This is a genomic window from Leisingera sp. XS_AS12 (assembly GCF_041224635.1).
GTDB lineage: Bacteria > Pseudomonadota > Alphaproteobacteria > Rhodobacterales > Rhodobacteraceae > Leisingera.
The window spans coordinates 74,447-87,945 of the sequence record NZ_JBGFGM010000087.1; the positions used below are offsets into that span (position 1 = coordinate 74,447).

General features: G+C 63.4%; 14 protein-coding genes and 1 riboswitch. Of the genes, 10 read left to right on the top strand and 4 right to left on the bottom strand.

The genetic code is table 11. From position 1 onward, the window contains the following. The first annotated feature begins 32 nt into the window (after positions 1 to 32). From AB9K35_RS08720 to cobF, 7 genes are all read left to right on the top strand, one after another. Positions 33 to 1,343, top strand: coding sequence for a cobyrinate a,c-diamide synthase (locus AB9K35_RS08720; protein WP_369925379.1), 1,311 nt, complete (start codon positions 33 to 35; stop codon positions 1,341 to 1,343). Beyond that, positions 1,340 to 2,074, top strand: a complete 735-nt coding sequence (gene cobA, locus AB9K35_RS08725; RefSeq protein ID WP_369925381.1) for a uroporphyrinogen-III C-methyltransferase — start codon at positions 1,340 to 1,342, stop codon at positions 2,072 to 2,074. Before AB9K35_RS08720 ends, cobA begins: the two co-directional genes overlap by 4 nt. After that, on the top strand, positions 2,071 to 2,397 hold the full coding sequence (locus AB9K35_RS08730) for a DUF1636 family protein (protein WP_369925382.1): 327 nt from the start codon (positions 2,071 to 2,073) through the stop codon (positions 2,395 to 2,397). The genes cobA and AB9K35_RS08730 overlap by 4 nt, the downstream gene beginning before the upstream one ends. A 94-nt stretch (positions 2,398 to 2,491) precedes the next feature. After that, positions 2,492 to 2,710, top strand: a riboswitch (cobalamin riboswitch). A 33-nt stretch (positions 2,711 to 2,743) separates the two neighbouring features. Continuing rightward, entirely contained in the window at positions 2,744 to 2,914 is a 171-nt protein-coding gene (locus tag AB9K35_RS08735; protein WP_222455744.1) for a CbtB domain-containing protein, read from the top strand. A gap of 4 nt (positions 2,915 to 2,918) precedes the next feature. Further along, on the top strand, positions 2,919 to 3,617 hold the full coding sequence (locus AB9K35_RS08740) for a CbtA family protein (RefSeq protein WP_369925385.1): 699 nt from the start codon (positions 2,919 to 2,921) through the stop codon (positions 3,615 to 3,617). 67 nt (positions 3,618 to 3,684) lie between these two features. Further along, positions 3,685 to 4,188, top strand: a complete 504-nt coding sequence (locus AB9K35_RS08745; RefSeq protein WP_369925386.1) for a hypothetical protein — start codon at positions 3,685 to 3,687, stop codon at positions 4,186 to 4,188. A gap of 72 nt (positions 4,189 to 4,260) precedes the next feature. Further along, positions 4,261 to 5,019, top strand: coding sequence for a precorrin-6A synthase (deacetylating) (cobF, locus tag AB9K35_RS08750; protein WP_369925567.1), 759 nt, complete (start codon positions 4,261 to 4,263; stop codon positions 5,017 to 5,019). Positions 5,020 to 5,103: 84 nt separating this feature from the next. Here cobF and AB9K35_RS08755 read toward each other — a convergent pair whose 3' ends face one another. From AB9K35_RS08755 to AB9K35_RS08770, 4 genes are all read right to left on the bottom strand, one after another. Next, a complete protein-coding gene (locus tag AB9K35_RS08755; RefSeq protein ID WP_369925388.1) occupies positions 5,104 to 5,760 on the bottom strand; it encodes an acyl-homoserine-lactone synthase in 657 nt (218 codons plus the stop codon). A gap of 177 nt (positions 5,761 to 5,937) precedes the next feature. Next, entirely contained in the window at positions 5,938 to 7,686 is a 1,749-nt protein-coding gene (locus AB9K35_RS08760; protein ID WP_369925390.1) for an ATP-binding protein, read from the bottom strand. Positions 7,687 to 8,007: 321 nt separating this feature from the next. Beyond that, on the bottom strand, positions 8,008 to 9,459 hold the full coding sequence (locus AB9K35_RS08765) for a sensor histidine kinase (protein ID WP_369925392.1): 1,452 nt from the start codon (positions 9,457 to 9,459) through the stop codon (positions 8,008 to 8,010). Then, positions 9,456 to 10,193, bottom strand: a complete 738-nt coding sequence (locus AB9K35_RS08770) for a response regulator transcription factor (protein WP_222455737.1) — start codon at positions 10,191 to 10,193, stop codon at positions 9,456 to 9,458. The genes AB9K35_RS08765 and AB9K35_RS08770 overlap by 4 nt, the downstream gene beginning before the upstream one ends. A gap of 242 nt (positions 10,194 to 10,435) precedes the next feature. Here AB9K35_RS08770 and AB9K35_RS08775 point away from each other — a divergent pair, with 242 nt between their 5' ends. From AB9K35_RS08775 to AB9K35_RS08785, 3 genes are read left to right on the top strand one after another with little or no spacing between them, the layout of a single operon-like run. Next, a complete protein-coding gene (locus tag AB9K35_RS08775; protein ID WP_369925394.1) occupies positions 10,436 to 11,680 on the top strand; it encodes an ABC transporter substrate-binding protein in 1,245 nt (414 codons plus the stop codon). Between the two features lie 57 nt (positions 11,681 to 11,737). Next, positions 11,738 to 12,610 (top strand): carbohydrate ABC transporter permease, encoded by an 873-nt coding sequence (locus AB9K35_RS08780; RefSeq protein ID WP_222455735.1) that lies wholly within the window; start codon positions 11,738 to 11,740, stop codon positions 12,608 to 12,610. Beyond that, a complete protein-coding gene (locus AB9K35_RS08785) occupies positions 12,603 to 13,496 on the top strand; it encodes a carbohydrate ABC transporter permease (RefSeq protein WP_222455734.1) in 894 nt (297 codons plus the stop codon). The genes AB9K35_RS08780 and AB9K35_RS08785 overlap by 8 nt, the downstream gene beginning before the upstream one ends. Positions 13,497 to 13,499 lie beyond the last annotated feature (3 nt).

The window sequence follows — 13,499 nt, forward strand, 5'->3', positions numbered from 1 at the left end:
GCGGCCCGGGCGGAATATGAGGAGAACGCGCAATGACCCCTCCCGGACTAATGATCTCGGCACCCTCTTCGGGCACCGGCAAGACCACCGTGATGCTGGGCCTGCTGCGGGCGCTGGCCGAGGACGGCCTAACCGTGCAGCCCTACAAGAGCGGGCCGGATTATATCGACCCCGCCTTTCATCTGGCAGCCGCCAAGCGCCCCAGCTTCAACCTGGACACCTGGGCGATGGACGGCGGGCTGCTGGATGCGGTGGCGGGCCAGTCGGCAGGCGCGGAAATCTGCATCGGCGAAGGCTCCATGGGGCTTTACGACGGCGTTGCAACCCGCGGCCAGTCGGGCTTTGGCTCCTCTGCCGAGACCGCCAAGCGCATGGGCTGGCCGGTGGTGCTGGTCGTCGATGTAGGCGGTCAGGCGCAGTCGGCCGCGGCTACCGCGCTGGGGTTCAAGAACTACGACCCTGAGCTGCCCTTTGCCGGCGTTATCCTGAACCGCGTCGCCAGCCCGCGGCATGAGCGGCTGACCCGGCTGGGGATGGAAAAGGCAGGCATCAAGGTGCTGGGCTCCCTGCCCCGCCGCGGTGACCTGACCCTGCCGGAGCGGCATCTCGGCCTCATCCAGGCAGTCGAACACCCCGATCTGGAAGCCGCCATCGCAGGCTACGCCGCCTTCCTGCGCGAGCATGTGGATCTGGAAGCGATCAAATCCGCGGCGCTGTCCGGTCAGGCCCCGGCACCCGCCAGCCTGCCCACACCGCCCGCGCAGCGCATTGCGCTGGCGCGCGATGCGGCGTTTTCCTTCACCTACCCGCACCTGCTGGAAGGCTGGCGTGCCGCTGGCGCCGAGATTCTGCCCTTCTCGCCCTTGGCGGATGAGCCCCCGGCCCTGGACGCTGACCTGGTCTGGCTGCCCGGAGGCTATCCCGAACTGCATGGCGGGGCGCTGGCCGCGGCAGAGACCTTCCGCGCGGGCGTTCGGAAACACGCGCAGACCAAGCCGGTGCACGGCGAATGCGGCGGCTACATGGCGCTCGGCGAGGCGCTGATCGACAAGCAGGGCAACCGCCACCAGATGCTGGGCCTGCTGGGGCTGGTGACGTCTTATGAGAAGCGCAAATTCCACCTCGGCTACCGCCGCGCGGTGCTGCAGGCGGAGATACCCGGCTTTGCTGCCGGCACCGCCTTGCGCGGTCACGAATTCCACTATTCCACCATTCTGGAAGAACCCGACGCGCCGCTGGCCAATGTCATGGACGCCGACGGAAACCCGGTGCCCGAGACCGGATCGGTCAAGTGCAATGTGACCGGCACCTTCTTCCACCTGATCACCGGAGAACGCGCATGAGCGGCTTTGTCAGCTTTGTCTCCTCCGGGCCCGGCGATCCGGAGCTGTTGACCGTGAAAGCCGTCAAACGGCTGGAGACGGCGGATGCGATCCTGTTCGATGATCTGTCCTCTGGCCCGATCCTGAGCCATGCCCGTGCCGATGCCGACCTGGTGGGCGTGGGCAAACGCGCCGGGCGACCTTCGCCCAAGCAGGACCATGTCAGCCAGCTGCTGGTCGATTATGCCTCCTCCGGGCTGCGGGTGGTGCGACTGAAATCCGGCGACTCGGGCGTCTTCGGCCGTCTCGAGGAAGAAATCACCGCCCTGCGCGAAGCCGGAATCGGGTTTGAGATCGTGCCAGGCGTCACCGCGGCCTCGGCGGCGGCGGCGGCGGCCAATATCCCGCTCACCCGTCGGCTGACCGCGCGGCGGCTGCAGTTCATCACCGGCCATGACGTGACCGGCGGGCTGCCGGACGATCTGAACATGGCGGCGCTGGCCGACCCGCAGGCCACCACCGTGGTCTATATGGGCAAGCGTACCTTCGTCGCGCTGGCGGAAAAGCTGATGGAGGCCGGGCTGCCTGCGGAGACCCACGCGCTGGTGGCGCAGGGCGTCTCCACCCCGGAGCAGAAGCTGTTCTGCCACACAGTCGGTGAACTGCCGCAGGTGCTGCGCGCCATGGAAACCACCGCCCCGGTGCTGATCCTCTACGGGCCGCTGGCAGATCAGGACCTGCCCGGCGCATGAGCGTGCCGACCCTCACCCTGTGCCGCACCTGCCGCGATGCGGACCCTGCCCTGCCCGGGCAGGTCGCCGCGGCACTGGAGCGCGCAGGGATCGCGGCCCATCTGACGCAGGTGGACTGCATGTCCGGCTGCCAGCGGCCGCAAACACTGGCGGTGCGCCAATCCGGCAAGACCGCCTATCTGTTCGGTGAAATTTCCGCTGGCGATCTGCCGGACGTGCTGACCTTTCTGCGCCTGTACGCCCGCAGCGCTGACGGCAATTTCGCCGATGCCCGCCCGCTGGGCAAGCTGCGCTTCAAGGCGATTGCCCGCATCCCGGGCTGACCTCGCACCGCCAATCTGCCCCCGCGGCCCGCAGATATGCCGCAGACAACCGGTCAAGGGGCGGTTTCTTCCTTGACCGGAATCGCCCCCGCGAGGCATTACCATTGAATACGGTGTCCAAAGGTGCCCAAGCACCAGGACTGAAACGGGAATGAGGACGGTGGACCAAATCGCGGCACCGCAGCCTCAACCGCCCCCGCGACTGTGAGCGGCGAGCGGCTCTCCGGCATCCACTGGCGCGCAAGACGCCGGGAAGGAGGAGAGCAGCAGCGACCCGCGAGTCAGGAGACCGGCCGTGTGCGAATGAAAACTTACGCCGTCGGGTGTGACGGCAAGGAGACCATCAATGACGACCAAGACGCTCAACGCTTCTGCCGCAGGCACTTCCGTAATCCCGGCCCTGTTTGCCGTGGTTCTCGGGCTGGGGATCCTCACGCTGACCGGCCATGTGCAGGCATCCGCGCTGCATGACGCGGCGCACGATGTACGCCACGCAACCGGCTTCCCCTGCCACTAAGGCCATGTTCAGTCGTATTTTGACCAGCGGCCTGTTCGCTGGCGCTGCAGCAGGGCTGATCACCGCCCTGCTGCAGCTTTATTTCGTGCAGCCTGTTCTGCTCCACGCCGAACTCTACGAGGGCGGTGAACTGGTGCATTTCGGCGCCGAGGCCGTGTCGGCCCATCCCGACCTGCCCGGCCTGTTCGCCGATCCGGTGCGCGACGGGCTGAGCGTCATCTTCACCATGCTCACCTACACCGGCTATGCGCTGGTCATGGTTGCATTGATGTCGGTTGCCGAGCGTCAGGGCCATGCGATCAACGCGCGCAGCGGTTTGCTCTGGGGTGTGGCAGGCTTCGTGACCTTCCACTTCGCGCCCGGCCTGTCGCTGGCCCCCGAGGTGCCCGGCGTCGCGGCCGCGGATGTCGGCCTGCGCCAGATCTGGTGGACCGCCACCGTAGCCACCGCGGGCGTGGCCATGTGGCTGATCGCCTTTGGCGGCAACATGGTCAGCTACCTGATCGCCGCGTTACTGCTGCTGGCGCCGCATGTTATCGGCGCCCCCGAACCCGAGAGTTTCTCGGGACCGGTGCCGACCGAGATCGGCGCGCTGTTTGCCGCCCGTGCCTTCGGGGTCGGAATGGCGGCCTGGGTGCTGCTGGGGGCCTTTGCCGGCCACTTCTGGCAGACCGAAGGCAAGCGCTCGCTCGCAGCGGCCTGACCCGGCTGCCCTCTTGCGCCCCGCCGGAGAAGTCCGGCGGGGACAGTTCTTGTCCGAGGAAGACTTGATGTCCCGTTCTCTCGCTCTCTTTGCCATCGGACTGCTGTTCGGAGGCGGCATCGGCTTTGTCACCGCGGCTGGCAATGGCATCACTTTTGACGGCCACGACCACGGCGACCCGGCACATCACGGCGGTGGCCACGCGGGCGCGATGGCCCATGACCACGCGACGGCGGTCGATCTGCCGTCGGGCCCGGATGCACCCCGAATTGCCATACGTCTGCACAAGGATCCCATGTCCGGCTGGAACCTGCAGGTGCTGCCGCAGAACTTCCGCTTTGCCCCGCAGAATGCTTCGGCGGAGAATGTTCCCGGTGAAGGCCACGCCCATGTCTACGTGAATGGTGAAAAACTTGCGCGGCTCTATGCAGAGTGGATTCACCTCCCGTCGCTGCCTGCCGGGGCAGTCGTCAAGGTCTCGCTGAACACCAACAACCACAGCGCGCTGACGGTGGAGGGACAGCCCGTCGAGGCCACGACAACCGTGCCGTCCGACGCTGAGGGCACCTGACCGTCACCCCGCGCTTGCAAGACCAGCGGCACGGCTCCATAGGGGGCGTGTCCACGCATGAAAGGCCCCGCCATGATCGAACTCAGCCTGATCGGTATCGGCACCGGAAACCCGCAGCACATGACCCTGCAGGCAATCGACGCGCTGAACGCGCAGGACCTGATCCTGATCCCCAACAAAGGGGGCGGCAAGGATGATCTGGCCGGGCTGCGGCGCGAAATCTGCCACCAGGCAATCAAGGGCAACGGCCCACGGATCGTCGAGTTCTCCCTGCCGGTGCGGGACGAAACCATCCGCGACTACCGCAAACGGGTCGACGATTGGCACGATGCCATTGCCGAGATCTGGTGGCAGAACATCAGCACGCATCTGCCCGACGGCGGCAAGGCGGGTTTCCTCGTCTGGGGCGATCCTTCGCTCTATGACAGCACCATGCGCATTGCCGACCGGCTGCAACAGCGCGCTGACCTCAAGCTGACGGTGATCCCGGGCATTACCTCGATCCAGGCCCTGACCGCGGCCCATGCGATCCCTCTCAACGAGATCGGTGCCCCTTTCACCATCACCACGGGGCGCCAGCTGCGCGAAAAGGGCTGGCCGGACAGCGCCGATACGCTGGTGATCATGCTGGACGGCCAATGTTCCTTCCAATCCATCGCGCCGCAGGGGGTAGAGATCTACTGGACTGCCTATGCGGGAATGGAAAACCAGATTTCCCTGTCCGGACCCCTGAGTGAAATGCGCGATGAAATCATCCGCACCCGCGCGACGGCCCGGGCCGAGCACGGCTGGATCATGGACATCTACCTGCTGCGCCGCCGCATGGTCTGAAGACCTGCAAGAGCGGGCCACGGCGGCGATCGCGCCTCAGCCAAGGCTCCCCTCGCGCGCTACGCGTGTGAGCCTTCCACGGTACTAGCCGCCACTAGATTGCTGAAGCGGCAGATGCGCAGCCTCCCGTTCCGGCAGCCCCGGCGCCTGCTCGTTCAGTTTCTCCACATCCACCGTGATCCGATACGCCTGACAGGTTTCCCCCGCCACCTCGAACCGCGGCCCGGCGGGGGTCATCACCAGCCCTGCCCGGCGCGTCAGCAAGGCCGCCGACACCGAGGTCAGGCACAGGAAGCTGTCGATGTTACGCTCCTGCGATAGCCGGGCAAAATTCACTCCCAGCGCCTGCCTGACACGCATCCGGTCGCGACTGCTCAGCTTATCATCCACGAACACCCTGCTGACCTCCCAAATGTTCGGATCCTGCGGGGCGGGATGGTCAAGCACGGTTGTGGGCAATCCCGGAAGCAAGCCCCGCTGCGCATCCCGGAGCATGTAGCTCGCGTTCACGCATTGCGCCGTAGTCGGCGTGACCCGGAAACCGCCACGGATGATGCCGCCGTCATGAATGGCGCAATAGATGCTTTCCGGCGTGTCGTACTGGTCAAATTCCAGCCCGCGGGTGTTCGGCAAATCCCAGCCGCGCGCTTCTATGAAATGATGATATCTTGCGCGCAAAAGCGACGTCAGCAGACCGCCGCTTTTGCCCAGATTGTCGAAGGTGATTTCAGTCGACTGCATGGGCTCTGGCCACTCATAGCGCCTATTTGGATAAAAGAATCGAGGTATTTGTCTAAATTTTTAAAAATCATTGTTGAGAAAGGTAAATTTTGGATTAACGCCAGCGCCCAAATTGCGACGGATGTGCCGCGCCGCGGCGCGCGACACGGCGAAGCCCAATCCCCCTAGAGTGGCCGATCAGGCCGCCTGGGTGTCCCGCCCCGTGGCAACCTTGCGGATTTCCGACAGCAGCACGGATTTCTTGACCGGCTTGGCAATGTATCCCGCAGCCCCCAGCGCCAGGTATTGCGCGCGGTCTTCGGGCGCGGCATTGGCCGTGAGCATGATCACGGGAGTGGCGCCGATCCGTCCGCCCCGCCGCGCCATCTCGGTCAGGGTTTCACGTCCATTCATCACCGGCATCTTCATGTCGAGCAGCACAAGATCCACCTGCCTGCTCTCCAGACAGCTCAGCGCCTCGGCACCATTGGTGGCTTCGATGATCTCGAAATCCCCCTTCTTCAGAAAGGCGCTGACCACCATTCTGTTGGAGCGGGTGTCATCCACCAAGAGGATCGACTTTACACCAAGGTCCAAGGCACTTTCGTCCTGATCCGGCGTTTCTGACTGGCTCTGGTCAATGGCAATCTCGGAGGCTTCCAGCACCCGGACCCGGCAGGTGAAGGTAAAGCAGCTGCCTTCAGCCGGGCAGGACTGAACCGTGATATCGCCGCCCATCATCTGTGCCAGCCGACGCGCGATCGCCAGGCCGAGACCGGTGCCGGGCACGCTCGGGGCGTTCTTGTCCTCGACCCGGTAGAAGTCGGTGAAGAGGTGCGAGAGCTGCTCCGCCGTCATGCCACGGCCAGTGTCGGACACCTCGATCTTGAGCGTCGACTGCCCACCGTCCTGCTCGCTACTCACAGCGACAGACACATGGCCCGCTTCGGTGTATTTGATTGCGTTGGACAGAAGATTGCCAACCACCTGACGCAACCGCAGCGCATCAAACTCGGCATAAGCCGGCAGCCCCGGCCCAATGCTGACATCCAGGCGAAGCCCCTTTTCGTCGGCGGAGGTGCGAAACATTTCCACCACGCTCATGATTTCAAGCCGTGGCGCGGCGGCGGCGAGGCTCAACTCGAAATGCCCGGCCTCAACCTTGGCGTGGTCCAGCACATCATCGAGGATGCTGGTCAGCGCCTGCGCCGATTTGCGCAGCAGTGCCGTGCGCTCCCGGCGGGTCTCAGGGTCGACGTCCTCTTCTTCGATCAGCTCAGCCATCCCGCAAATCGCATTCAGGGGGGTGCGAATCTCATGGCTCATGGCCGCCAGGAAGCGGCTCTTTGCGCGGCTCCCGGCCTTCGCATCCCGCAAAGCCCTGCGCAATCGCCCGGTGAGCCGATTGAGCGCCCACATGCTATGCGCCACATAGGCTGCCCCAAGGATCAGGATCACCGCGGCGATCAGGTTTTCCATCGGGCTGGCGAAGGCATTGAGAAAGCTGAAGATCATATAGCCCACCGCGCAAATGATGGGCACGGCCGTCAGAACGCCAAAAAACATCCAGGCCGATCGGGCGACGACACAATGGTTGAGCGCGATGATCAGCAGCATCACCCCGATCAACTTGGGAAACGGCTCGGGCTGTATGAACAACAGCAAGGGGATGGCATTGAACACCCACACCCCGATGAACGCAGAGGAGCACAGCAGCAGGATCCCGCCCCAGGTCACCCGATGCTCCAACCATCGGTAGACCATCAGGCCGATGGCTTCGACCAGCACATAGGCAAGATACACCATCCCGACCATCTGCACCGGCAGGTAATGGAGCGACAGAACCGAGACCAGCGAGATCGACGCAAACCGGGACGGAAGATCCGCGCGCACCAGCTCATTCTGGGCAGCCACCGAACTTTCGAGGTTTGATCGTAGAGTCAGCATGCGCGTCCTCACTGCGTTGCTGGCCGCGCCGCTTCATACCAAGACAACGGGCGCCAAAGAAAAAACACTCTCCACCCGTTCAAAAGGGCGGCCTTTCTTTTTTCATTTGGGATTGAGGCCAAAACAAGGCCCGCAAACAGCTGCCGACGCTCCGACGCCCGTAAAAAAAGGCGCAATCTTAAACAATTGTTATCGAAGTTAAGGTCTGCGACAGCCAGGTCTATCGACAGGACGCTCCGGATTGCGCTACAAACAGGGCGGTGTCCGTGCCCGCCGCGTCACGGGTGCGAGCCGCTGGCGACGACGCGAAACGCGCGCCCTTCAATTCCGCTCGATGCTCAGCCGCGCGCGGATGCCGGTCGCCCCGGCCTCAAAGTTCAGGGTCCCGCCGTGCATGCTGGCAATGCTGGCGACGATCGTCAGGCCAAGGCCAAACCCCTGAACCGCGTCCGTGTTCGTGCCACGCCGATAGGGCGCAACCAGTTTTTCAAGGTCTTCGGGCCGATAATCCGCACCCTCGTCCTCGACAATGAGCGTGGCCGTATCGGCATCGGCCTCCAGTTCAACCGTGGCCCGACGGCCATATTTCAGCGCGTTGTCGATCAGGTTGGAGAGCGCCCGCTGAAGCGCCACAGGCCGCGCCGTTACGACGACACGGCGTTCCTCAGGCAGCGTCCCTTGCCCCCGCCGCAGCATGAAGACCGAACGCCCGCCCTGCACCTTCTGGGCACCAGACGGGCGGAACGTCACCGGCTGGCCCGTATCGCTGTAATCGGCAACAAGTGCTTCGACGAGCGAGGTCAACGAGATCTGGCGCGGCTCCTCTGAGTCCAGCTCTGTGCGGGTATAGGTCAGCACGCTATCGATGATCCCGGTCATCTGGTCGATATCACGCTCCAACCGCTGCCGCAGATCGGGGTCGTCGATCAGGGCCGCCCGCAGCCGCAGACGGGTCGCCGGGGTGCCCAGATCGTGGCTAACGCCGGACAACACCATCGCGCGCTTCTCAAGTTGCTCGCGCCCGGTTTCCAGATAGTTGTTCACCGCCGCCACGATCGCACGCAGCTCACGCGGTCCCGAGGTTTCGTAACTGTCCGGCCCCCCAAGCCGACGTCGACTGCGCAACAGCGCGGCAAAGCGGTCGAAATGGCTGGTCATGTCTAGGAACACGGTAACCATCACACCTAGGCTGACAACGGCCAGAAGAACCGCAATCAGGCGATAGTCACTCGGCGCCGCGGCACAGCCCCAGACGGCGGTGCCATCAATGCGTTGCCACGGCTGAGTGTCCACGGAGGCAAACATGACCGGATCACTGCAATGGCTTGCCATGATACGCGTCAAGGCACCAAGGGTGTCCGCCGCACCGGTGTCGTCCCGGAACGAAATCTTTGCCAGCGGATAGCGCAGCTCCGCCGCGACGACCGCCAGCGACAGCGTGTGGGCAGGCTGTTGCGCCGATGCCGCCTGCTGGATGGTGACATTTGTGACCAGCGCAGGTCGCGGCGTGCCACTGATCCGGCTGAAGGCAGCTTCCGCCGCCAACGCCTGATCGGCCGGTGAGAGCGGCGTGATCTCCACCCCCGCGGGCGGGTTGCCCCCCGCGGTCAGCGTCGCAAACAGCGCCTTGCCAGTGTAGTAAGAGCGGGTCAGATGCCGCTCCCAGGCAGCGGCGGACTGCATCCACAGCACCGCGCTGGCCAGACCGCAGACAAAGGCCGTCAGAGCGAGGGCAATTCCGAAGAACCGCAGCGAATGCAACGCTTGCTTCATGTCTCCTCGGCGATAACATCGGCAGCAAAAACGTAGCCGACGCCGCGCTCCGTGCGCAGCAGCTGCGGTGATTTCGGCTGTTTCTCGATCTTTGAACGCAGCCGTCCCACCAGCACATCGATGGCCCTGCCACTGGCGCCCATGGCGCTGTCGGACTCCGCCGTAACATCCAGCGCCGTGGCGATCTCCTCGCGCGTCAGGGGGATGCGTGGATTGGCCAGCAACACCTGCAACAGCGCCGTTTCACGGCGCGACAACGCCACCTGAAATCCTTCCGGCGAGCGCACCTCGTCATGCTTGGCGTCATAGGTCCACCCCGCAAAACGGAATGTCTTGTTCTGGCGCCGATGGGCCAGCGACGACGACCGATGCGCGCGCGCCAGAACGGCCTTGATGCGGGCCAGCAGCAGCTGCGGGTTGAACGGTTTCGCGATGTAGTCGTCAGCGCCAACCTGGTAGCCTGACATGCGTTGGTGGTCGGCCGACAAGGCAGAGATCATGATGATCGGCACATCCTGTTCGGCGCGCAGGCGAGCGCAGATCTCCAGCCCGTTTTCATCCCCCAGCATCACGTCAAGAAGGATGAGATCAATGCGCCCGGTTGCCAGATGCCTGCGCACATCGGCCTCTGACGCGGCCGGCAGTGCGATCGACCCGTTCTGTTGCAGAAACTGGGTCAGCATCTGCCGCGTGTCCTGATCGTCATCGACCACAAGAAGCCGAGGAATCGTCATTGAATGTATCCCCTCCCTAGTCCCGGAACACGAGGTCCGGGACTGGAACTTATGTAACAGACGGCAACAGAATCAACGCCCTCGTAACAGCCTGTAACAGAACGCGGCATTTTCTCCATGCGCCCAGCAGATTCCGGCGTTGCACGGATTGCATGGCTGGGGCCGCATGCCTCAAGACAGGAGCACTTGATCGACCGGGGCCAAAGATACCCCACCGGATCAACCATTGGGAGGAGACAACTATGAAAACCAAAGTACTCAGCGCCGTGTCCGCTGTGGCCATTCTGTCCGCAACCTTTGCCAGCGCAGAGCCCAGCGCCGAAGTGCTGCACTACTGGACTTCGGGCGGTGAGGCCAAGTCCGTGGCGGTGCTGCAAAAGGAATTCGCCGACAACGGCGGCACCTGGACGGATATGCCGGTGGCCGGCGGTGGCGGTGACGCCGCGATGACCGCGCTGCGCGCCCGCGTGCTGTCCGGCAATGCGCCGACCGCCGTTCAGCTGAAAGGCCCGGCCATCCAGGAATGGTACGAAGAAGGTGTCCTGGCGGATATCTCGGACGTGGCCGAAGCTGAAAATTGGGCCAATGTTCTGCCTGCCTCCATTGCCGACCACATGAAATGCGAAGGCAATTGGTGCGCGGCCCCGGTCAACGTTCACCGGGTCGACTGGATCTGGGCCAACGCCGATGTTCTGAAAGCCAACGACATCGAAATGCCCACCACCTGGGACGAATTCAACGCCGCTGCCGAAAAATTGCAGGCCGCTGGGGTAATCCCGCTGGCGCACGGTGGGCAGGCCTGGCAGGACGCGACCGTGTTCGAGGCGGTGGCACTTGGCATCCTGGGGCCCGATGGGTTCCGCAAGGCGTTCGTCGAACTGGATGAAGCCACGTTGACCTCGGATGAAATGAAGGCGGTGTTCGACCAGATGCGCAAGATGCGTGGCTATGTCGACGAAAACTTCCCCGGTCGTGACTGGAACCTGGCCACGGCAATGGTGATGAACGGCGAAGCGGCCTTCCAGATCATGGGCGACTGGGCCAAGGGTGAGTTCCTGGCCGCAGGCAAGGCACCGGGCGAAGATTTCCTCTGCGCCTCGACGCCGGGCGACGGCTTTCTCTACAATGTGGACAGCTTCGCGATGTTCGACGTCGATGGCGACGACAAGAAGGCCGGTCAGCAGCTTCTGGCCAAGCTGATCGTCGGCAAGAACTTCCAGAAGGTGTTCAACCTGAACAAGGGCTCGATCCCGGCCCGTACCGACGTTGCCCTGGACGAGTTCGACCAGTGCGCCGACCTGTCGGCCAAGGATATGCAAGCCAGCTCGGACAGCGGCGCGCTGCTGCCCTCCTATGCCCATGGCATGGCCCTGCGCGGCGCACAGGCCGGCGCGATCACCGATGTGGTGACCTCCCACTTCAACTCCGACATGTCGTCGGAGGATGCGGTCCAGCAACTGCTGACAGCAGTTCAGAACAGCATGTAACCTGAAGACGTCCTGACCTGCCCTTCCGGGGCAGGTCATCCCTATGGAGGAAATCCCATGTCCAAGTGGCTCGAAGAGCACTTGCCAAAAGTCGTGCTCGCTCCCTCGTTCATCGCCGTTCTGGTCTTTGTTTACGGGTTCATCATCTGGACAGCCTGGGTATCGTTGACACGATCGAAACTGCTGCCGAAATACGACATCGAAGGCTTCATCCAGTACGACCGCCTGTTTGCCGCGCCTCGTTGGGACGTGGCGATGAACAACCTCTTCATCTTCGGCACGCTGTTCATTGCCATTTCGATGGTGCTGGGCCTGATGCTGGCTATCCTGCTGGACCAGAACATCCGCACCGAAGGCGCGATCCGCACGATCTACCTGTATCCGATGGCCCTGTCGATGATCGTCACCGGCACGGCCTGGAAATGGATCCTCAATCCCGGCCTTGGCCTGGAGGCGACGGTACAGGGCTGGGGGTTCGAGACCTTCACCTTCAACTGGCTCGTCGACCCCGACAAGGCGATCTACACCATTGTCCTCGCCGCCATCTGGCAAAGCTCGGGCTTCGTGATGGCGCTGTTCCTCGCCGGGCTGCGGTCGGTCGACACGGAAATCATCCGCGCCGCCCAGGTCGACGGCATCCCCACCTGGCGCGTCTATACCGCGATCATCATCCCCTCGATGGCGCCGATCTTCCTGTCCGCCTTCATCGTGCTGGCGCATCTCGCAATCAAGAGCTTCGACCTTGTGATCGCGCTGACCGGCGGCGGCCCCGGCTTCGCCACCGACCTGCCCGCCACCTACATGTACGCGATGGCCTTCTCGCGCGGCGACATCGGCCAGGCGGCCAGCTCGGCGATGATCATGATGGGCGTCGTGTTCACCATCGTCGTCCCGTACCTCTACTCCGAACTGAGGGCCAAAAATGACTGATTTCGCAATCGACACCCCCCGCAGCCAAAGCCGCACCCTTCGCATTGGCCTGCGCTGGCTTCTCTATGTCATCCTCGGCCTCTTCGCGCTCTACTACCTGCTGCCGCTGTTCGTGATGATCACGACCTCGCTCAAAAGCCTCGAGGAAATCCGCACCGGCGACCTGATGGCGCTGCCGCGCGAAGTGACCTTTGACGCCTGGCGCACCGCCTGGTCGAAGGCCTGCACCGGCATCCAGTGCAACGGGGTCAAACCCTACTTCTGGAATTCGGTGCTGATCGCGGTGCCTGCCGTTCTGATCTCGACTCTGCTGGGCGCGATGAACGGCTATGTGGTGGCCCACTGGAAATTCAAAGGTGCCAATATCTTCTTTGCGCTGATGCTGTTCGGCTGCTTCATCCCGTTCCAGGTCGTGCTGCTGCCAATGGCCCGCGTGCTGGGGTTCATGGGCATTGCCGGCACCATTCCGGGGCTGATCTTCGTGCACGTGATCTACGGTCTGGGCTTCACCACGCTGTTCTTCCGCAACTACTACGTGACGATCCCGGCCGAGCTGAGCAAGGCCGCCAAGGTCGACGGAGCCGGGTTCTTCCGCATCTTCTGGTCGATCTTCCTGCCGCTGTCGCTGCCGATCATCGTGGTCTCCGTCATCTGGCAGTTCACCCAGATCTGGAACGATTTCCTGTTTGGCGTCTCGTTCAGCCAGTCTGGCACCCAGCCAATCACAGTCGCGCTCAACAACATCGTCAACTCCACCACCGGCGTGAAGGAATACAACGTCGACATGGCCGCCGCCATCATCGCCGCGCTGCCAACGCTTCTCGTCTACGTCGTTGCTGGCAAATACTTCATCCGCGGTCTGACCGCCGGCTCCGTGAAAGGATAAAAC

What these genes read in the sequence shown, in the direction of transcription:
- AB9K35_RS08775 (WP_369925394.1), top strand. Translation starts at nt 10,436, where the DNA reads ATGAAAACCAAAGTACTCAGCGCCGTGTCCGCTGTGGCCATTCTGTCC.
- cobA (WP_369925381.1), top strand. Translation starts at nt 1,340, where the DNA reads ATGAGCGGCTTTGTCAGCTTTGTCTCCTCCGGGCCCGGCGATCCGGAG.
- AB9K35_RS08785 (WP_222455734.1), top strand. Translation starts at nt 12,603, where the DNA reads ATGACTGATTTCGCAATCGACACCCCCCGCAGCCAAAGCCGCACCCTT.
- AB9K35_RS08735 (WP_222455744.1), top strand. Translation starts at nt 2,744, where the DNA reads ATGACGACCAAGACGCTCAACGCTTCTGCCGCAGGCACTTCCGTAATC.
- AB9K35_RS08755 (WP_369925388.1), bottom strand. Translation starts at nt 5,760, where the DNA reads ATGCAGTCGACTGAAATCACCTTCGACAATCTGGGCAAAAGCGGCGGT.
- AB9K35_RS08740 (WP_369925385.1), top strand. Translation starts at nt 2,919, where the DNA reads ATGTTCAGTCGTATTTTGACCAGCGGCCTGTTCGCTGGCGCTGCAGCA.
- AB9K35_RS08745 (WP_369925386.1), top strand. Translation starts at nt 3,685, where the DNA reads ATGTCCCGTTCTCTCGCTCTCTTTGCCATCGGACTGCTGTTCGGAGGC.
- AB9K35_RS08770 (WP_222455737.1), bottom strand. Translation starts at nt 10,193, where the DNA reads ATGACGATTCCTCGGCTTCTTGTGGTCGATGACGATCAGGACACGCGG.
- AB9K35_RS08780 (WP_222455735.1), top strand. Translation starts at nt 11,738, where the DNA reads ATGTCCAAGTGGCTCGAAGAGCACTTGCCAAAAGTCGTGCTCGCTCCC.
- AB9K35_RS08765 (WP_369925392.1), bottom strand. Translation starts at nt 9,459, where the DNA reads ATGAAGCAAGCGTTGCATTCGCTGCGGTTCTTCGGAATTGCCCTCGCT.
- AB9K35_RS08730 (WP_369925382.1), top strand. Translation starts at nt 2,071, where the DNA reads ATGAGCGTGCCGACCCTCACCCTGTGCCGCACCTGCCGCGATGCGGAC.
- AB9K35_RS08760 (WP_369925390.1), bottom strand. Translation starts at nt 7,686, where the DNA reads ATGCTGACTCTACGATCAAACCTCGAAAGTTCGGTGGCTGCCCAGAAT.
- cobF (WP_369925567.1), top strand. Translation starts at nt 4,261, where the DNA reads ATGATCGAACTCAGCCTGATCGGTATCGGCACCGGAAACCCGCAGCAC.
- AB9K35_RS08720 (WP_369925379.1), top strand. Translation starts at nt 33, where the DNA reads ATGACCCCTCCCGGACTAATGATCTCGGCACCCTCTTCGGGCACCGGC.